Annotated in this window: 16 protein-coding genes and 1 tRNA gene; 8 read left to right on the forward strand and 9 right to left on the reverse strand. The window is 70.4% G+C overall.

Annotated features, from left to right (window positions below):
• Nucleotides 1–112: 112 nt before the first annotated feature.
• From ACRWNP_RS05710 to rpsA, 4 genes are all read right to left on the reverse strand, one after another.
• Nucleotides 113–481 carry a tetratricopeptide repeat protein gene (locus tag ACRWNP_RS05710; protein ID WP_431959850.1) on the reverse strand — a complete coding sequence of 123 codons (369 nt, stop codon included), beginning with the start codon at nucleotides 479–481 and terminating at the stop codon, nucleotides 113–115.
• Nucleotides 482–769: 288 nt separating this feature from the next.
• A complete protein-coding gene (coaE, locus tag ACRWNP_RS05715) occupies nucleotides 770–1,372 on the reverse strand; it encodes a dephospho-CoA kinase (RefSeq protein ID WP_431959851.1) in 603 nt (200 codons plus the stop codon).
• A gap of 41 nt (nucleotides 1,373–1,413) precedes the next feature.
• Complete coding sequence (locus ACRWNP_RS05720; RefSeq protein WP_431959852.1) at nucleotides 1,414–2,349, reverse strand: PAC2 family protein; 936 nt, start codon at nucleotides 2,347–2,349, stop codon at nucleotides 1,414–1,416.
• A 152-nt stretch (nucleotides 2,350–2,501) separates the two neighbouring features.
• The gene (rpsA, locus tag ACRWNP_RS05725) at nucleotides 2,502–3,998 is read right to left on the reverse strand and encodes a 30S ribosomal protein S1 (protein WP_431959853.1); all 1,497 of its coding nucleotides are present in this window, start codon (nucleotides 3,996–3,998) and stop codon (nucleotides 2,502–2,504) included.
• Between the two features lie 304 nt (nucleotides 3,999–4,302).
• On the opposite strand from rpsA, the gene ACRWNP_RS05730 reads away from it, so the two are divergent.
• Nucleotides 4,303–5,163, forward strand: coding sequence for a class I SAM-dependent methyltransferase (locus ACRWNP_RS05730; protein WP_431959854.1), 861 nt, complete (start codon nucleotides 4,303–4,305; stop codon nucleotides 5,161–5,163).
• Entirely contained in the window at nucleotides 5,091–7,727 is a 2,637-nt protein-coding gene (gene hrpB / locus ACRWNP_RS05735; RefSeq protein ID WP_431959855.1) for an ATP-dependent helicase HrpB, read from the forward strand. Before ACRWNP_RS05730 ends, hrpB begins: the two co-directional genes overlap by 73 nt.
• Here the strand turns inward: hrpB and ACRWNP_RS05740 are convergent.
• Nucleotides 7,708–8,496, reverse strand: a complete 789-nt coding sequence (locus ACRWNP_RS05740; protein WP_431959857.1) for a helix-turn-helix domain-containing protein — start codon at nucleotides 8,494–8,496, stop codon at nucleotides 7,708–7,710. The genes hrpB and ACRWNP_RS05740 overlap by 20 nt on opposite strands.
• Before the next feature lie 77 nt (nucleotides 8,497–8,573).
• Nucleotides 8,574–8,657: transfer RNA gene (locus ACRWNP_RS05745), tRNA-Leu, on the reverse strand.
• A gap of 90 nt (nucleotides 8,658–8,747) precedes the next feature.
• On the opposite strand from ACRWNP_RS05745, the gene ACRWNP_RS05750 reads away from it, so the two are divergent.
• Complete coding sequence (locus ACRWNP_RS05750; RefSeq protein WP_431959859.1) at nucleotides 8,748–9,386, forward strand: ANTAR domain-containing response regulator; 639 nt, start codon at nucleotides 8,748–8,750, stop codon at nucleotides 9,384–9,386.
• A 34-nt stretch (nucleotides 9,387–9,420) separates the two neighbouring features.
• Here ACRWNP_RS05750 and ACRWNP_RS05755 read toward each other — a convergent pair whose 3' ends face one another.
• Nucleotides 9,421–9,978 (reverse strand): hypothetical protein, encoded by a 558-nt coding sequence (locus tag ACRWNP_RS05755; protein ID WP_431959860.1) that lies wholly within the window; start codon nucleotides 9,976–9,978, stop codon nucleotides 9,421–9,423.
• A gap of 283 nt (nucleotides 9,979–10,261) precedes the next feature.
• On the opposite strand from ACRWNP_RS05755, the gene ACRWNP_RS05760 reads away from it, so the two are divergent.
• From ACRWNP_RS05760 to ACRWNP_RS05780, 5 genes are all read left to right on the forward strand, one after another.
• The gene (locus ACRWNP_RS05760; protein WP_431959861.1) at nucleotides 10,262–11,398 is read left to right on the forward strand and encodes a branched-chain amino acid ABC transporter substrate-binding protein; all 1,137 of its coding nucleotides are present in this window, start codon (nucleotides 10,262–10,264) and stop codon (nucleotides 11,396–11,398) included.
• Between the two features lie 133 nt (nucleotides 11,399–11,531).
• Nucleotides 11,532–12,461 (forward strand): branched-chain amino acid ABC transporter permease, encoded by a 930-nt coding sequence (locus ACRWNP_RS05765; RefSeq protein ID WP_018557217.1) that lies wholly within the window; start codon nucleotides 11,532–11,534, stop codon nucleotides 12,459–12,461.
• Complete coding sequence (locus ACRWNP_RS05770) at nucleotides 12,458–13,825, forward strand: branched-chain amino acid ABC transporter permease (RefSeq protein ID WP_431959862.1); 1,368 nt, start codon at nucleotides 12,458–12,460, stop codon at nucleotides 13,823–13,825. The genes ACRWNP_RS05765 and ACRWNP_RS05770 overlap by 4 nt, the downstream gene beginning before the upstream one ends.
• Nucleotides 13,822–14,754 (forward strand): ABC transporter ATP-binding protein, encoded by a 933-nt coding sequence (locus ACRWNP_RS05775; RefSeq protein WP_431959863.1) that lies wholly within the window; start codon nucleotides 13,822–13,824, stop codon nucleotides 14,752–14,754. The genes ACRWNP_RS05770 and ACRWNP_RS05775 overlap by 4 nt, the downstream gene beginning before the upstream one ends.
• Nucleotides 14,751–15,518 carry an ABC transporter ATP-binding protein gene (locus ACRWNP_RS05780; RefSeq protein WP_431959865.1) on the forward strand — a complete coding sequence of 256 codons (768 nt, stop codon included), beginning with the start codon at nucleotides 14,751–14,753 and terminating at the stop codon, nucleotides 15,516–15,518. Before ACRWNP_RS05775 ends, ACRWNP_RS05780 begins: the two co-directional genes overlap by 4 nt.
• Nucleotides 15,519–15,605: 87 nt before the next feature.
• Here the strand turns inward: ACRWNP_RS05780 and ACRWNP_RS05785 are convergent, their stop codons facing one another.
• Together ACRWNP_RS05785 and ACRWNP_RS05790 are read right to left on the reverse strand one after the other, a co-directional pair.
• Nucleotides 15,606–16,091, reverse strand: coding sequence for a PaaI family thioesterase (locus tag ACRWNP_RS05785; RefSeq protein ID WP_431959866.1), 486 nt, complete (start codon nucleotides 16,089–16,091; stop codon nucleotides 15,606–15,608).
• A gap of 56 nt (nucleotides 16,092–16,147) precedes the next feature.
• Nucleotides 16,148–18,457 (reverse strand): FdhF/YdeP family oxidoreductase, encoded by a 2,310-nt coding sequence (locus ACRWNP_RS05790; RefSeq protein ID WP_431959867.1) that lies wholly within the window; start codon nucleotides 18,455–18,457, stop codon nucleotides 16,148–16,150.
• Between the last annotated feature and the right edge of the window lie 30 nt (nucleotides 18,458–18,487).

Below are 18,487 nucleotides of genomic sequence, written 5' to 3' on the forward strand. Positions count from 1 at the left end.
AGTTGAGGCTGCGTCAGAACACGTGCCCCGGAACCGTAACGAGAGCGACGATATGGATCAATGTGACGCGAGGGGCGCCCGGCGTAAAACCGGGCGAACTCCCCATTCTGGCTCACGCCGGGTATGGGAAGCGGGCCGCTTGCAGGTAGTCGGGCTTGGGGTCGAGCGCCGCCGCCAGCCGGAAGTGCCGCAGCGCCTCCCCCGAACGGCCGGAACGCTCCAGGGTGCGGCCGAGAGCGAAGTGCGCGTACGCGTTGTCCGGCTCACGCTCCAGGACGACCTGGAACTCCAGCTCGGCGGGGCGTAGCTGCGCGGACAGGAAGAAGGCACGGGCGCGCAGCAGCCGCGCGGCCGTGTTCTCCGGGTGGGCGGCGATGACCGAATCCAGCAGCTTCACCGCCCCACGGGCGTCGCGGACCGCCAGCAGTTGCTCCGCCGCGCGGAAGTCGATGACGTGGTTCTCGGGGCTCTGCTCGGGCACAGCCGCCTCCTTCCCCGGGCGCTCAACAGGTCACAACTACCCAACATCACCATCCGTATATGCATTCCCCTGCGGAACGCCGCGGAGGTCGCTCAGGCCTCCCCGTCGGCCGGCCGCCGTTCCGTCGGCACCGTGGGCCCGGCCGGGCCCTTCGGCGCCTCCAGAGGCTGCGGCGTCGCGCCGTCGACCTCGGTGACGGGCCGCGCGGGCTCGGCGGCCGGAGCCGGAGCAGGGAGCAGGGAGCAGCGGCCGGATCGGCGGGATGGCGTCCCGCCGGGTGGTTCCGGATCAGCTCTTGACGATCTTTTGACGCAACCGCTCCCACACCTGCCGGACCTGGGGCTCCAGCGCCTCCAGCGGCCCGTCGTTGTCGATCACGACGTCGGCGATCGCCAGCCGCCGCTCCCGGGTGGCCTGGGCCGCCATCCGGGCCCGGGCGTCCTCCTCGGCCATGCCGCGCAGGCGCACCAGCCGGTCAAGCTGAGTCTCGGGGGCGGCATCCACCACCACGACCACGTCGTACAGCGGTGCCAGGTCGTTCTCGGCCAGCAACGGCACGTCGTGCACGACGACCGCGTCCGTGCCCGCGGCCCGCTCCAGCGCCGCCGAGCGGTCCCGGACCAGGGGGTGGACGATCGCGTTCAGCGCCCGCAGCCGCTCGGGGTCGGAGAAGACGATCGCGCCCAGCTTCGGCCGGTCCAGGGTGCCGTCGGCGGCCAGTACCCCCTCACCGAACTCGGCTACCACCGCCGCCAGCCCGGGTGTGCCCGGCTCCACCACCTCGCGCGCGATCCGGTCGGCGTCGACCAGCACCGCCCCATAGGAGACCAGCAATCGCGACACCTCGCTCTTGCCCGCCCCGATCCCGCCCGTCAGCCCCACCTTGACCATGGCGCGAGACTATCGGGGCCGCCGTCCGCCCACGAGCCGGGTCAGGAGCCGTCGTCCTCGCGGTCGGCCAGGAAACGCTCGAACTCCGCCGCCAGGTCGTCCGCCGACGGCAGCTCGACCGGCTCGGCGATCAGGTTCTGCCGGCTGCTGCCGCCCGCCAGCGCGTCGTACTGGTTCTCCAGACCCTGCACCACCGCGACCAGCTCCGCGTCGCCGTCGGCGACCTGCCGGTCGATCTCGGCACGTACGGTGTGCGCCTCCATCCGCAGCGCGTGCGCCACCTGCGGCAGCACCAGGCCGGTGGCGGCCGTCAGCGTCTCCACCACGGCCAGCGCCGAGTCCGGGTAACCCGAACGTGCCAGGTAGTGCGGTACGTGCGCGGCGACACCCAGCACGTCACGGCCCGCCTCGGCCAGCCGGTACTCGATCAGCGACTCGGCGCTGCCCGGCACCTGCGCCTCGTCGAACCAGGTGCGGTGCCCCGGCACCAGGTCCAACCGGTTGCCGTGCGGCGTCAGCCCCACCGGGCGGGTGTGCGGTACGCCCATGGGGATGCCGTGGAAGTTGAAGGCCAGCCGCACGCCCAGACGCTCCACGATCTGCACCACCGCCGCGGCGAAACGCTCCCACTCGATGTCCGGCTCCTGGCCCGACAGCAGCAGGAACGGCGAGCCCGTGCTGTCCCGGACCAGCCGCAGCGCGATCTGCGGGGCCTCGTACCCCGACCAGCGGTCGCGCTTGAAGGTCATCAGCGGACGGCGCGCCCGGTAGTCAACCAGGCGGTCCGCGTCGAAACGCGCCACCAGTTGGTGCTCCTGCCGCTCCAGCAGCTCCTCGACGACCTGCGCACCGGTCTCCCCGGCGTCGATGTACCCGTCGAAGTGGTACAGCAGCACGGGTCCGGTCTCACCGAACGCCTCGTCGACCGCCTCTGCCCCGCCCGGCTCGTATGCGTACAGCCCCTGCGGATCCAGCACTGCGCACCCTTCCCTCGGTCTTCGTCAACTCTGGGTGCAACGGCCCGTACGGCCCGCGCATTCCCGCCCGGACTTGGCGAACGAACGCGGAAGGACCCGCCCTCCAGGGGAGAGCGGGTCCTTCCGTGGTGCGTGGGCGATACGCCCTGCGATCAGCTCTGGCCGCCGGCCAGCTTCTCGCGGAGCGCGGCCAGCGCCTCGTCCGACGCGAGGGCGCCGGACTGGTCGCCGGACTCCGAGGAGTACGAGCCACCGGCCGGGCCGGCCGGAGCCGCCTCGCCGGCCGCGGCCGCGGCCTCGGCGTCCGCCTCGCGGGACTTGATGACCTGCGCCTGGTGCTGCTCGAAGCGGGCCTGCGCCTCGGCGTACTGGCGCTCCCACTCCTCGCGCTGCTTCTCGTAACCCTCGAGCCAGTCGTTGGCCTCGGGGTCGAAGCCCTCGGGGTAGATGTAGTTGCCCTGGTCGTCGTAGGACGCGGCCATGCCGTACAGGGTCGGGTCGAACTCGACCGAGGCCGGGTCGGCACCGAAGGACTCGTTGGCCTGCTTCAGCGAGAGGCTGATGCGACGACGCTCGAGGTCGATGTCGATGACCTTGACGAAGATCTCGTCGTTGACCTGGACGACCTGCTCCGGGATCTCCACGTGGCGCTCGGCCAGCTCGGAGATGTGGACCAGACCCTCGATGCCCTCGTCCACGCGGACGAACGCACCGAACGGCACCAGCTTGGTGACCTTGCCGGGGACGACCTGGCCGATCTGGTGGGTCCGGGCGAACTGCTGCCACGGGTCTTCCTGGGTCGCCTTCAGCGACAGCGAGACGCGCTCGCGGTCCATGTCGACGTCCAGGACCTCGACCGTGACCTCCTGGCCGACCTCGACGACCTCGGAGGGGTGGTCGATGTGCTTCCAGGACAGCTCGGACACGTGCACCAGGCCGTCCACGCCACCCAGGTCCACGAAGGCACCGAAGTTGACGATGGAGGAGACGACGCCGGAGCGCACCTGGCCCTTCTGGAGGGTGGTGAGGAAGGTCTGGCGGACCTCGCTCTGGGTCTGCTCCAGCCAGGCACGGCGGGAGAGGACCACGTTGTTGCGGTTCTTGTCCAGCTCGATGATCTTGGCCTCGAGCTCCTTGCCGACATACGGCTGGAGGTCGCGGACACGGCGCATCTCGACCAGGGAGGCGGGGAGGAAGCCGCGGAGGCCGATGTCGAGGATGAGACCACCCTTGACGACCTCGATGACGGTACCGGTGACGATGCCGTCCTCTTCCTTGATCTTCTCGATCGTGCCCCAGGCGCGCTCGTACTGGGCGCGCTTCTTGGACAGGATCAGACGGCCCTCCTTGTCCTCCTTCTGGAGGACCAGGGCCTCGATCTCGTCGCCCACGGCGACGACCTCGTTGGGGTCGACGTCGTGCTTGATCGAAAGCTCGCGCGAGGGGATGACACCCTCGGTCTTGTAACCGATGTCGAGCAGGACCTCGTCCCGGTCGACCTTCACGATGACGCCGTCGACGATGTCGCCGTCGTTGAAGTACTTGATCGTCTCGTCGATCGCGGCGAGGAAGGCTTCCTCGGAACCGATGTCGTTGACCGCCACCTGCGGGGTGGTACGAGGGGCCTGGGCCTCGGTGCTGCTCGTCATTAGGAAAAGGGCTCCGGTACGGACATGAAGTCGTAGGTACTGCTACGCCGTAAGCCCGTTTCGCTCCTGCCGATTCCGGACAGCCCGCAAGGCCGAGAGGTTTACAACAGATGTGAGCGCAGCCTGCTCCGTCCGAGGCGCGCAGGCTCGCAGCGCAACTTGTAGCATACGGGGGCAGCCGGGCACGGTCAATGCACGAAGAGCACACCACGGGCGTAACACCCCGTACCGGGCACTGGTACATGGACGTGCAGCGGCGGCACCGCAGCCACAGGTCACCACAGAGGGTACGACGAGCAGCGCGATGATCCAAGCACCGGCCCCCCGGCCCGATCCCGAAGAACCCGAGGCCACGCGCCGTGTCGCGGGCACCACGGAGAGCAGTCGAGCCAACCGCGGATGGTGGGACCGCAACGCCGACGAATACCAGAACGATCATGGAGAGTTCCTCGGGGACGCCGATTTCGTCTGGGGCCCGGAAGGAGCAACCGAGGACGAGCTCCACCTCCTCGGACCCACCGCCGGACTGAAGGGCGCGGCCGTCCTGGAGATCGGCGCCGGCGCCGCCCAGTGCTCCCGCTGGCTCGCCGCGCAGGGCGCCCGGCCCGTCGCCCTGGACCTCTCCCACCGCCAGCTCCAGCACGCCCGCCGCATCGACGACGCACGCACCGCGTCCACCTCCGCCCCTCCCGCCCCGGCGTTCCCCCTCATCCAGGCCGACGCCGGCGCCCTCCCCTTCGCCGACGCCTCCTTCGACCACGTCTGCTCCGCCTACGGCGCCCTCCCCTTCATCGCCGACACCGCCCACGTCATGCGCGAGGTCCGGCGCGTCCTGCGCCCCGGCGGCCGCTGGGTCTTCTCCGTCACCCACCCCATCCGCTGGGCCTTCCCCGACGAACCCGGCCCCGAGGGGCTCACCGCCTCCGCCTCCTACTTCGACCGCACCCCCTACGTCGAACAGGACGAGACCGGGCACGCCGTCTACGTCGAACACCACCGCACCCTCGGCGACCGCGTCCGCGAACTCGCCGCCGCCGGCTTCCACCTCGTCGACCTCGTCGAACCCGAGTGGCCCGCCTGGAACACCGCGGAATGGGGCGGCTGGTCCCCGCTGCGCGGCCACGTCATCCCCGGTACCGCGATCTTCGTCTGCGTCGCCCCGTGACCCCCCGACCCGCGGGCCTCCGCGAGGACGCCCTCGCCGCGCTCCCGGTGCGCACCGCCCTGCCCGCCCTCCACGACGCCCTCGACAGCCACGGCTGCGCCGTCCTGGCCGCCCCGCCCGGCACCGGCAAGACCACCCTCGTCCCGCTCGCCCTCGCCGGACTGCTCGACGACCGGCCCCGCCGGACCGTCGTCGTCGCCGAACCACGCCGCATGGCCGCCAAAGCCGCCGCCCGCCGCATGGCCTGGCTCCTCGGCGAGGAGCCGGGCGGCCGTGTCGGCCACACCGTACGCGGCGACCGCAGGGTCTCCCCCGCCACCGTCGTCGAAGTCGTCACCACCGGAGTCCTCCTCCAGCGGCTCCAGCGCGACCAGGAACTCCCCGGCACCACCACCGTGCTCCTCGACGAGTGCCACGAGCGCCACCTCGACGCCGACACCGCCATGGCCTTCCTGCTCGACGTGCGCGCCACCCTCCGCCCCGGCCTGCGCATCGTCGCCGCCTCCGCCACCACAGACGCCGACGCCTGGTCCCGGCTGCTCGGCGACGCACCCGTCGTCCAGGCCGAAGGCCGCCTCCACCCCGTCACCGTCACGCACGTACCGCCGCCGCAGGGCATCCGCCCACCGCACGGCACGCGCGTCGACCCCGCGTTCCTCGACCACGTCGCCGCCACCGTCCGCACCGCCCTGCGCACCGCCCACGGCGACGTCCTCTGCTTCCTCCCCGGCACCGGCGAGATCGCCCGTGTCGCGGGCCTGCTCGCCGGCACGGACGCCGAGGTCCTCCAGCTCCACGGCCAGGCACCCGCCGCCGTCCAGGACGCCGTGCTCCGCGGCGGCGACGGCACCCGGCGCCGCGTCGTCCTCGCCACCTCCGTCGCCGAATCCAGCCTCACCGTCCCCGGTGTACGGGTCGTCGTCGACTCCGGCCTCGCCCGCGAACCCCGCACCGACCACGCCCGCGGACTCGGCTCCCTCACCACCGTCCGGGCCTCCCTCGCCACCGCCGCCCAGCGCGCCGGACGCGCCGGACGCGAGGCCCCCGGCACCGCCTACCGCTGCTGGCACGAGGCCGAGGACACCGCCCGGCCCCGCTTCCCCTCCCCCGAGATCACCGTCGCCGACCTCACCCCCTTCGCCCTTCAGGCAGCCGCGTGGGGCGACCCCGACGCCACCGGGCTCGCCCTCCTCGACCCACCCCCGCCCGGCGCCCTGGCCGCCGCCCACGACGTCCTCACGGCCATCGGCGCCCTCCGTCAAGGCGGCCGCACCACCGACCGCGGCGACCGCATGGCCCGCATCGGCCTCCACCCCCGCCTCGCCCGCGCCCTGCTCGACGGCGCCCCCCACACCGGCACCCGCAGGGCCGCCGACATCGTCGCCCTGCTGTCGGAACAGCCCCCGCGCGAACACGGCGACGACCTCGCCGCCGCCTGGCGCACCGCCCGCCGCTCCCGCGACGCCCACGCCGACCGCTGGCGCCGGGAAGCTCGCCGGCTCGCCGCCGCGGCCCCCGACCACCCCGCCACCGCGCTCACCGACGACACCGCCGCCGGCCTCGTCACCGCCCTCGCCTTCCCCGAACGCGTCGCCCGCCGCCGCGCGGGCACGGTGGCGGGCCCTGGCTCCGGCTCCGGCTCCCGCTCCGGCTACCTGATGGCCTCCGGCACCGCCGCCGACCTGGCCGACGGCACCCGACTCGGCACCCCCCAGTGGCTCGCCATCGCCGTGGCCGACCGCCCCGTCGGCTCCCCCTCCGCCCGCGTACGCCTCGCCGCGGCCATCGACGAGGACACCGCCCGCACCGCGGCCGCGCCCCTGCTCACCGAGAACGACGAGGTCACCTGGACCGACAGCGACGTCACCGCCCAGCACACCGACCGCCTCGGTGCGATCACCCTCACCGCCCGCCCCCTCGCCGACCCCGACCCCGCACAACTGCGCACCGCCCTCCTCGACGGCCTCCGCCGCGAGGGACCGCGCCTGCTGAGGTGGACCCGCGACGCCGACACCCTGCGCCGGCGCCTCGCCTTCCTCCACCGCGAGATCGGCGCCCCCTGGCCCGACGTCTCCGACGAGGCCCTGCTCTCCCGCGCGGACGACTGGCTCGCCCCCGAACTCGCCACCGCCCACCGCCGCGCCGACCTCGCCCGCGTCGACGCCGCCGCGGCCCTGGGCCGCCTCCTGCCCTGGGCCGCCGGCGACGCCGCCCGCCTGGACGAACTCGCCCCGGAGCGCCTGGAGATCCCCTCCGGCTCCCGGGTCCGCATCTCCTACGACGACGACCGTCCCGTCCTCGCCGCCAAGCTCCAGGAGCTCTTCGGCTGGACCGCCACCCCGCGTATCGCCGGCGGCCGCGTCCCCCTCCTCGTCCACCTCCTCTCCCCCGCCGGCCGCCCCGCCGCCGTCACCGCCGACCTCGCCTCCTTCTGGCGCGACGGCTACCGCGCGGTGCGCGCGGAACTGCGCGGCCGCTACCCCAAGCACCCCTGGCCCGAGGACCCCACGACGGCGGTCGCCACCCGGCACACGAAGGCGCGCCTCAATACTTCGGGCCGATGAAGCGGTCCATGAGCGCGACGGACTCCCGGCGGGCGACCGAGATGTTGTACGGGTCCTTGCCGCGCCGGGTGACCTTCCATTCCACGCCGACCTTGTCGAGCGTGTCGGAGAGAAGCTCGCGGATGTCGCCGGACTTGTTGGTGAAGAAGTACCGCGGGTACTCGTAGCGCTTGCGCTCCCCGGCCACGGTCCGCGTGGTCCAGTTGGTGATGCGGCACCCGTCGGAATGGATGAGCCCCCGGATGAACTCCCACGGATGCCCGTCCACGACGGCCTGCTGCCATGGCTCCAGCACGATGCGGCGCTCGTGTTTCCTGCCCGCGCCATGCTGCGGGAACATGCACCACAGGTGCTTCGAGTAGACCTTGACGTTGCGGCACCCGGTTCTGCGCACGCGGCACGTTTTGTTCTGCGGGAAGACGGCCCGCATCGCCCTTTCGGCCTCGTCCATGAGACCAGGCCACTCCTCCGAGCAGGTGATCATGAGGCTGGGCACGCGATGCTGGGAGTACTGGATGATGTGGCCGTCACCGAGATAGAGGCCGAGCAGGTACGAGTAGGCAGCCTCGTCGAGTGTGGAGCCGTCACAGCGGGGGCATGACGGGGCAGGCCGCCCAGGGCATTCACCGCGTTCGGCTCGGTCGAGATGCAGCCAGTAGCCGACGGTGCCCAGCGGTACTCCGAGCCTGCGAGCCACTTCGGCGTTTCTTACACCAGCACGGCACAAGGCGACTGCCTGATGACGCAATTCGTTCCCGTGTGCGACCATGCCACTACTCTGCGCAAGGCGCACCTGTCGCACTGACAAACAGTGAACGTTCACACGAACGAGGATTCGTTGAGGTGTGCCGGGTGCGGGACTTGAACCCGCACGCCCTTTCGGGCAATCGCTTTTGAGGCGATCATGTCTGCCGATTCCATCAACCCGGCTAGTTGCGGATCACAGCGTACCGTGTGGGAAGTCGGCACCGCAGCTAGGTAGGCTCTAAACGCAGCACCTGCCCTGGAACGAGGAGTCCCGTGAGCGCCGCCGAGCCCGAGCACGAGCACGTCGACGAGCAGTCGCACGTACCGCCGCAGACCACCCGCGTGGTGATCGCCGAGGACGAGGCGCTGATCAGGCTCGACCTGAAAGAGATGCTCGAGGAGGAGGGCTACTCCGTCGTCGGCGAGGCGGGGGACGGCGAGACGGCCGTGAAGCTCGCCGAGGAGCTGCGGCCGGATCTGGTGATCCTGGACGTGAAGATGCCCGTGCTGGACGGCATCTCCGCCGCCGAGCGGATCGCCAAGGAGAAGATCGCGCCGGTGCTGATGCTGACCGCCTTCTCGCAGCGCGAGCTGGTGGAGCGGGCCCGGGACGCGGGCGCCATGGCCTACCTGGTGAAGCCCTTCAGCAAGAGCGATGTCGTCCCCGCGATCGAGATGGCGGTGTCGCGCTTCACGGAGCTGCGGGCGCTGGAGGAGGAGATCGCGGACCTGAGTCTGCGGCTGGAGACCCGGAAGCTGGTGGACCGGGCGAAGAGCGTCCTGCAGACGAAGTACGGGCTGACCGAGCCGGCCGCTTTCCGGTGGATCCAGAAGACGTCGATGGACCGCCGGATGACGATGCAGGCGGTGGCTCAGGCCGTGCTGGACGAGGTGGACGGCGGCGCCAAGTAGCGTCGGCCGGGGGCTGGTTCCGGCCGGCGGCCGTTCAGGCCGAGTGGTCGGGCCAGTCGCGTTGTGGCAGGGGGATGTCCGATGCGGGCATCCCTTTGTCGTTGGTGACGGCGAGGTGGTGGACGGCGGCGTCGCGGGGGATGTCGAACCACAGGTCGTACTGGGCGCTGTCGTGGGCGCCGATGTCGATGGTGAGCGGCTGGCGCTTGATCTGCATGGCCTCCCAGTCCATGGGGTGCCGGCTGCCGTCGGCGAGGACGAGGCGGTGGAGGTCGTTGTCGAGGCGTGCGCTGACGGAGTCGTCGACGGTGACGAGGACGCGTATGCGGCAGAGGCGGCCTTTGGCGGGGTGTTCGGCGTGGGTGCCGACGATGACGGCGATGCCGCAACGCAGGGCGAGGGCGCGGAATTCGAGGTTCCCCGCCTTGACGGCGGGTGCGTCGAGGGGGATTTCGAGCTGACGGAGGGGTTGGCCGGCCGCGGACGGGGAAGGGTGGGGCCATATCGCGGCGGCGGTGAGGGCCGCTACCGTGGCTCCGGCGAGCGCTCCGGCCAGGGCGGTCAGCGCGGGTCGGCGGGCCGGCCGTCGCAAAAGGCCGCTAAATCGGACCTTTGACTGCATCTCTCCCCCTCGGGTCGTCCGGTTACCGGTAAGGACCGTTCTGTTTCCGGCACATGACCCAGGTCACCGTCCGATCACATATCTTCCTACGACCTATCTGTGTGCCTGATCAGCGGATTACATTCCCGCCAACCCGCGTGATGTTCACGCGGTCGCAATCCGGAGGGCCTACGGCCCGCCGACTCGTAATCTCATTGGGCGGCTCCAGGGGGTCGTAGTGCTCAACAAGAAGTTCGTCAAGTTTGCTATCCCGGTGGCAGTTGGCGCTCTTGCACTCACCGCGTGCGGTGGCGGCAAGGACGACAGCGGCAAGGGCGGCGGCAAGCCGACGTTCTCCATCGGCTTCCAGGGGCCGCTGTCCGGCGACAACAGCGCGCTGGGCATCAACGAGGACAACGGCGTGAAGTTGGCCGTCGAAGAGGCCAACAAGAAGGGCGACCTGCCCTTCACGCTGAAGGTCGTGGACGGTGACGACCAGGGTCTGCCGGACCAGGCGCCCGCTGCCGCCCAGAAGCTCATCGGTGACACCAGCGTCGTCGCCGTCGTCGGCCCGGCGTTCTCCGGCCCGACGAAGGCCTCGGGTGGCCTGTACGCCCAGGCGCAGCTCGCCGCGGTGTCGCCGTCGGCGACCAACCCGGACCTGACGAGCCAGGGCTTCACCTCGTTCCTGCGCGGTGCTCCGAACGACAACGAGCAGGGTGCCGGCATGGCCGAGTACCTGTCGAAGAAGGAGAAGGCCAAGAAGGTCTTCGTCATCGACGACAAGAGCGAGTACGGCGTCGGTCTGGCGAAGGTCGCGATCGACAGCCTGAAGGCCGCGGGTGTCACGGTGGAGACGGACTCCGTCCCGGCGAAGACCCCGGACTACACCGCTGCCGCGACGAAGGTCGTCAACTCGAAGGCCGACGCGCTGATCTACGCGGGTTACTACGCGGACCTGGCGCCCTTCGCCAAGAAGCTGGCCGACGGCGGTTTCAAGGGTATCGGCATCTCGGGTGACGGTTCCAACGACGCGAAGTTCGTGGAGCTGGCCGGCGCCGCGGCCGACAACTGGTTCCTGACCTGCCCGTGCACCGACGCCACGAAGAACGAGAGCACCAAGGCGTTCACCGAGGCGTACACCAAGAAGTTCAACACGCCTCCGGGCACCTACTCGGCCGAGTCGTACGACATCGCGAACCTGGTCATCTCCGAGATGAAGAAGCTCGGCAAGGACGTCACGCGCGAGAAGCTGCTGGCGGCCCTGAAGGGTGTCAACTACAAGGGCCTGACCAAGGAGTTCTCCTTCGACGACAAGGGTGAGCTGAAGATCAAGAACGTGTACCTGTACCAGGTCGCCGACGGCAAGATCGGCTACCTGGGTGACGTTGCCACCCTCAGCAACGGCTGATCCGGCAACCGGCACCTGAGGTGGGGGGCGTGGGGCGCGGCACCGATTCCGGCCGCCGCCCCGCGCTCCCCATCGTCGTGCCGGACGCGTCTTCGCCGCCCTTCACCGGCTTCAGCAAGGATTCCCACGCAGCATGAATCTCTTCCACAACTTCTGGGACTACTTCATCCCAGGCTTGACGACGGGCTCCATGTACGCCGTCATCGCGATCGGGTACACCCTGGTCTACGGCGTGCTCCAGCTCATCAACTTCGCCCACAGCGAGGTCTTCATGATGGGCGGCTTCGGTTCGCTCGTCGTGCTCTCCGAGCTCGCCCCGCAGTCCCCGCACGGGTTCACCTCCGTCGTCTGGGTGATCGTCGGCATGATCGCCGGCGCCCTGGTCGGAGCACTGACCGCGTTCGGGCTGGAGAAGGCGGCGTACAAGCCGCTGCGCAAGCGCAACGCCCCGAAGCTGGTCTTCCTGATCAGCGCGATCGGCGCGTCGTTCTTCCTGTACAACCTGGCGGGCAAGCTGTGGGGCCGCAACCCCGTGCCGATGCCGGAGCTGTACACCAACGGTGAGGTCTTCAGCGTCTTCGGCACCCCGGTGAAGATCACGCAGCTGATCATCATCGGTTCCGCGGTCGCGATGATGATCGGTCTGGACCTGGTCGTCAACCGCACGAAGATGGGTGCGGGCATCCGGGCCGTCGCGCAGGACGCCGAGACGGCGGGTCTGATGGGTGTCGACATCGACAAGATCATCTCCCGTACGTTCATCATCGGCGGTCTGCTGGGTGGTGCGGCCGGCTTCCTGTACGGCTTCGGCATCTCCGGCCAGGTCTGGTTCACGGTGGGCTTCCTGCCGGGCATCAAGGCCTTCGCCGCGGCGGTGCTGGGCGGCATCGGCAACATCCGTGGCGCGATGCTGGGCGGCCTGCTGCTGGGCATCGTCGAGAACCTGAGCTCCCCGCTCTTCGGCACCCAGTGGATCGACGTGACCGCGTTCGTGGTCCTGATCCTGGTGCTGATGTTCCGTCCGACGGGCATCATGGGCGAGCGTCTGGGGAGGTCGGCATGAGCGACGCGACCGCTTCCAAGTCCTTCTCGGTGGACGTGGCGAAGCTGCGCCGCAAGGCGTGGTACCAGGAGCCCCGTTGGACCCGCCTGCTCGGCATGGTGGCGCTGGGCTTCATCCTCGCGCTGATGACGGGCGAGGACGGCAACCCGGCGGAGAAGTTGTCGGCTTTCACCGGCGCCTTCGAGTCGGCGCGGCTGTACATCTGCATCGCCATCCTGGTGGGTGTGTGGGCGCTGGTGGAGTTCGGTGCTCCGGTGCGCCAGGCGGCCCGGCAGGGCGCGCAGGGCGTCAACAAGTCGCTGGAGCCGACCCGGGCGATGTTCCGGTCCAACGGCTGGCTGCGGCTGGGCGCCCTGGTGCTCGTCCTGGTGCTGGCGATCGTCATCCCCGCCAACACCAGCCTGTTCTGGCAGGAGGTCCTCGTCACGCAGATGGGGATCTTCATGATCATCGCGGTCGGTCTGAACGTGGTGGTCGGCTGGGCCGGTCTGCTGGACCTGGGCTTCATCGCCTTCTACGCGATCGGCGCGTACTCCTGTGCCTTCTGGACCGGCCACATGCCGGTGAAGCCGCCGTTCACGGTGGGCGCGCTGGAGTCGATCCCGTTCGCCATCGTCACCTGCCTGATCGCCGGTGTGCTGCTGGGCGCCCCGACGCTGCGGCTGCGCGGTGACTACCTGGCGATCGTGACGCTGGGCTTCCACGAGATCGTGTACCTGGTCGCCAAGAACTCGGACGGGTTCACCAACGGTTCGCGTGGTGTCATCGGCATCCCGCACCCGTCGATCCACATCGGTCCGATCAACTACGACTGGACGCTGGACCCGCTGCCGTACTGGTACCTGCTGCTGTTCTTCCTGGTGGTGCTGATCTTCCTGTACAACCGCCTGGAGCACTCGCGGATCGGCCGGACCTGGACGGCGATCCGGGAGGACGAGGTGGCCGCCTCGGCGACGGGCATCAACACCGTCCGGTACAAGCTGCTGGCGTTCGCGATCGGTGCGTCGACCTCGGGTCTGGCGGGCGTGGTGTACTCCAGCAAGGTCGGCTTCATCAACCCGGAGAACTTCACCATCGTGCTGTCGGTGCTCGCGCTGGCGTACGTGGTGTTCGGCGGCATGGGCTCCATCGCGGGCGTGCTGTTCGGTGCCGCGCTGCTGGTGTGGCTGCCGAACGCGCTGCGCGACTACGTCCCGGAGCAGGACCGCTTCATCTACCTGGGTGCGCTGCTCGTCATCATGATGATCTTCCGTCCGCAGGGTGTGATCCCCTCCCGCCGCAGGCAGCGCGAGCTGCACATGGCGGAGGCGGGCATCGGTGACGCCGATGCGATGACCGAGCCGGCGGGAGGAGTGAAGTCGTGAACGCGGTGAAGGACGCGGGCGTGGAGCCCGCGCAGACCGGCGGGACGGTGCTGCAGGCCCGTGGCGTGACGCTGCGGTTCGGTGGTCTCACCAGCCTCTCGGACGTCAACCTGACGATGCGGCGGGGCGAGATCCTCGCGGTGATCGGCCCGAACGGCGCGGGCAAGACCTCGCTGTTCAACTCCCTGACGGGTGTGTACGTCCCGCAGGAGGGCGCGATCACCTTCCACGAGGAGGGCGGTGCGGAGCACAAGTTGCTCGGCACCAAGCCCTACCTGGTGAACCGTTACGGTGTGGCCCGTACGTACCAGAACATCCGGCTCTTCAGCGCCCTGACGGCGCTGGAGAATGTCAAGATCGCGGCGGAGTCGCGGCAGAAGTCGGGAGCGATCTCGATCATGCTGGGCCTGCCGTGGGCGCGCCGGGACGAGAAGGCCAGCGACCAGCGGGCGCAGGAACTGCTGTCGTACGTGGGCCTGTCGGGCAAGCACAACGAGCTCGCCGCCGGCCTCTCCTACGGTGACCAGCGGCGTCTGGAGATCGCCCGGGCGCTGGCGACCGACCCGAAGGTGCTGCTGCTGGACGAGCCGGCGGCCGGTACTAACCCGACGGAGAAGCTGGAGCTGGAGCAGCTGATCCGCCGGATCAACCGGGACCTGGGCGTCAGTGTGCTGCTGATCGAGCACGACATGAAGCTCGTGATGTCGGTCGCGGACCGTGTCATGGTGCTCAACTTCGGCAAGGTGATCGCCGAGGGTCTGCCCGAGGAGGTGCAGCGCGATCCCGCGGTGATCGAGGCGTACCTGGGTGCGGCCGACGAGGAGGCCGTGGAGGCCGTCGCGGAGATGGTGGAGATCGTCGAGTCCCACCACGCGGCCGATGCTCCGGAAGTCCCCGCGCCGCGTGAGTCCGAGGAGGAGGGCCGATGACCGAGGCCGCCGAGTTCGAGAAGGCGACGGCTGGTTCCGTCACCGAGGCCCCGGCGATGCTGGAGCTGGTCGACCTGCAGGTGTTCTACGGCGCCATCCAGGCGCTGAAGGGCATTAACGTGACGGTCCGGCAGGGCGAGGTCGTGGCCCTGCTGGGCGCGAACGGCGCCGGCAAGACCACCACCTTGCGCACGATCTCCGGTCTGCTGCAGCCCCGTCACGGCGAGGTGCGGCTGGGCGGCGAGCGGATCGACGGCGTTCCGGCGCACAAGGTCGTGGAGCTCGGCATCGGCCAGTCCCCGGAGGGCCGCCGGGTCTTCCCGGTGATGACGGTGCTGGAGAACCTGGAGATGGGTGCGTACCGGTTCAAGGGCGTCCCCAAGGACGACCTGGACCGCGTGCTGACCCTCTTCCCGCGCCTGGCGGAGCGGCGTACGCAGCTGGCGGGCACCCTGTCCGGCGGTGAGCAGCAGATGCTGGCCATCGGCCGGGCCCTGATGGGCCGCCCGAATCTGCTGCTGCTCGACGAGCCGTCGATGGGTCTGGCGCCGCTGATCGTCCAGCAGATCTTCGAGATCATCAAGGAGATCAACGACCAGGGCACCACGGTGCTGCTGGTGGAGCAGAACGCCTCCCAGGCGCTGCAGCTGGCCGACCGCGGCTATGTGCTGGAGACGGGCGAGATCGTCATGGAGGACGCCGCCTCGGCCCTGCTGTCCGACCCGCGCGTGCGTGCCGCATACCTCGGTGAGGGTGCGGCGTAGCGTTCGGCGTCACCTGGTACGCGGAACGGCCCCCGGAGGATACCGGGGGCCGTTCCGCGTGTGTGCGGCGTTCGCGACGGCCGTGCGTCAGGGGGTGACGGTGCCCGGGGCGGCGGGCGTGGCCGGGCGCAGCATGCAGGTGAGGCGGGCGGAGCAGACCCGGCGGTCCTGCTCGTCGCTGATGACGATCTCGTAGGTCGCGGAGGAGCGGCCGCGGTGGACGGGGGTGGCGATCCCGGTCACCTTGCCGGAGCGCAGGCCGCGGTGGTGGGTGCAGTTGAGGTCGACCCCGACGGCGAGCTTGCCGGGGCCGCCGTGCAGCATGGCGCCGATGGAGCCCATGGTCTCGGCCAGGACGGCGGAGGCGCCGCCGTGGAGGAGCCCATAGGGCTGGGTGTTCCCCTCGACGGGCATGGTGCCCACGACGCGCTCCGCGGACGCCTCGACGATCTCGATGCCCATGCGGGAGCCGAGGTCGCCGGCGGAGAACAGCGCCACCAGGTCGACGCCGAGTCCGGCGTACTGCTCGATGACCTCCGGGGAGAAAAGGCTGGTGCTGGTCTGCTCGCCCATGGACGGTGGCTCCGATCGTCGTCGTTCGGTGTACTGGCCCGTTTTCTACCGGACGGTCAGTGGGGACCGCCGACCGGGGTGGTCTGTTCCAGCCGGACGACGACGGACTTGGACGCAGGGGTGTTGCTGGTGTCGGCGGTGTGGTCGAGCGGGACCAGCACATTGGTCTCCGGGTAGTAGGCGGCGGCGCAGCCGCGGGCCGTCGGGTAGTGGACCACCCGGAAGCCCTCGGCGCGGCGTTCGGTGCCGTCCGTCCACTCGCTGACCAGGTTGGTGTAGGCGCCGTCGGCGAAGCCGAGGGCGGCGGCGTCGTCGGGGTGGACCAGGACGACGCGGCGGCCGCCCTTGATGCCGCGGTAGCGGTCGTCGAGGCCGTAGATGGTGGTGTTGTACTGGTCGTGCGAGCGCAGCGTCTGCAGCAGCAGCCGGCCCTCGGGCACGTGGGGGTACTCCAGGGGCGCGGCGGTGAAGTTGGCGAGCCCGGTGGCGGTGGGGAAGCGGCGGGAGTCGCGCGGGGCGTGCGGGAGGGTGAAGCCGCCGGGGCGGCGCACCTTGACGTTGAAGTCGTCGAAGCCGGGGATCACGCGGGAGATGCGGTCGCGGATCCGGTCGTAGTCGCCCTCGAACTCCTGCCAGGGCACCCGGCTGTCCGGGCCGAGGACGGCGCGGGCGAGGCGGCAGATGATGGCCGGCTCGGACAGCAGCAAGGGGCCCGCGGGCTCCAGGCCGCCGCGGGAGGCGTGCACCATGCCCATGGAGTCCTCGACGGTGACGAACTGCTCGCCGGCCGCCTGGACGTCCCTCTCGGTGCGGCCCAGGGTGGGCAGGATCAGGGCGCGGGCGCCGGTGACCACGTGGGAGCGGTTGAGCTTGGTGGACACGTGCACGGTGAGGCGCGCGCGGCGCATGGCGGCCTCGGTGACGTTCGTGTCGGGTGAGGCGGCGACGAAGTTGCCGCCCATGGCGAAGAACACCTTGGCGTCGCCGTCGCGCAGGGCGCGGATGGCGGCGACGGTGTCGAGGCCGTGCTCGCGGGGCGGGGCGAAGCCGAACTCCTTCTCCAGGGCGTCGAGGAAGGCGGGTGCCGGCTTCTCGTAGATGCCCATGGTGCGGTCGCCCTGGACGTTGCTGTGGCCGCGCACGGGGCACACGCCGGCGCCGGGGCGGCCGATGTTGCCACGCAGGAGGAGGAAGTTGACGACCTCCTTGATGGTGGGCACGGAGTGCTTGTGCTGGGTGAGGCCCATGGCCCAGCAGACGATGACACTCTTGGCGTCGAGCACCATGGCGAGCAGCCGGTCGATGTCGGACTGCGGCAGCCCGGTGACGCGCAGCACCTCGTCGGGGTCGGTGGCGCGGGCCGCGGCGGCGCACTCGTCGAAGCCGTGGGTGTGCCCGGCGATGAAGGCCTGGTCGAGGACGGTGCCGGGGGCCTGGTCCTCGGCCTCCAGAAGCGCCTTGTTGAGGGCGCGGAAGAGGGCCTGGTCGCCGCCGAGCCGGATCTGCAGGAAGAGGTCGGCGAGCGGGGTGCCGCCGCCGGCCAGGCCCTTGGGGGTCTGCGGGTTCTTGAAACGCTGCAGGCCGGCCTCGGGCAGCGGGTTGATCGTGACGATCCTCGCGCCGCTCTCCTTCGCCTTCTCCAGGGCGGAGAGCATGCGGGGGTGGTTGGTGCCCGGGTTCTGCCCGGCGACGATGATCAGGTCGGCGCGGTACAGGTCCTCCAGCAGGACGCTGCCCTTGCCGATGCCGATGGTCTCCGCGAGCGCCGAGCCGGACGACTCGTGGCACATGTTGGAGCAGTCGGGCAGGTTGTTGGTGCCGAACTCGCGGGCGAAGAGCTGGTAGAGGAAGGCGGCCTCGTTGCTGGTGCGGCCGGAGGTGTAGAACACGGCCTCGTCGGGGCCCGCCAGGCCGTTCAGCTCGTCGGCGACGATCTCGAAGGCGCGCTCCCACGGGACGGGCTCGTAGTGGTCGGCGCCGTCCGGCAGGTACATGGGCTGGGTGAGACGGCCCTGCTGGCCCAGCCAGTAGCCGCTGCGCCGGGCGAGGTCGGCGACGGGGTGCGCGGCGAAGAAGTCCGGGGTGACCCGGCGCAGGGTGGCCTCCTCGGCGACGGCCTTGGCGCCGTTCTCGCAGAACTCGGCGGTGTGCCGGTGCTCCGGCTCGGGCCAGGCGCAGCCGGGGCAGTCGAAGCCGTCCTTCTGGTTGACCTTGAGGAGGGTGAGCGCGGTGCGGCGCACTCCCATCTGCCGCTGCGCGATGCGGAGGGTGTGCCCGATGGCGGGGAGCCCGGCAGCAGCCTGCTGCGGGGCGCTGACCTCGGGTGCGTCCTGGACGGGGTCGCCTGCTGGTGCTTTGCCTGCCATGGCTCCGATCCTGCCACGACCAGGCGGCGG

It is taken from the genome of Actinacidiphila sp. bgisy160, from assembly GCF_965342435.1.
Lineage (GTDB): Bacteria > Actinomycetota > Actinomycetes > Streptomycetales > Streptomycetaceae > Actinacidiphila.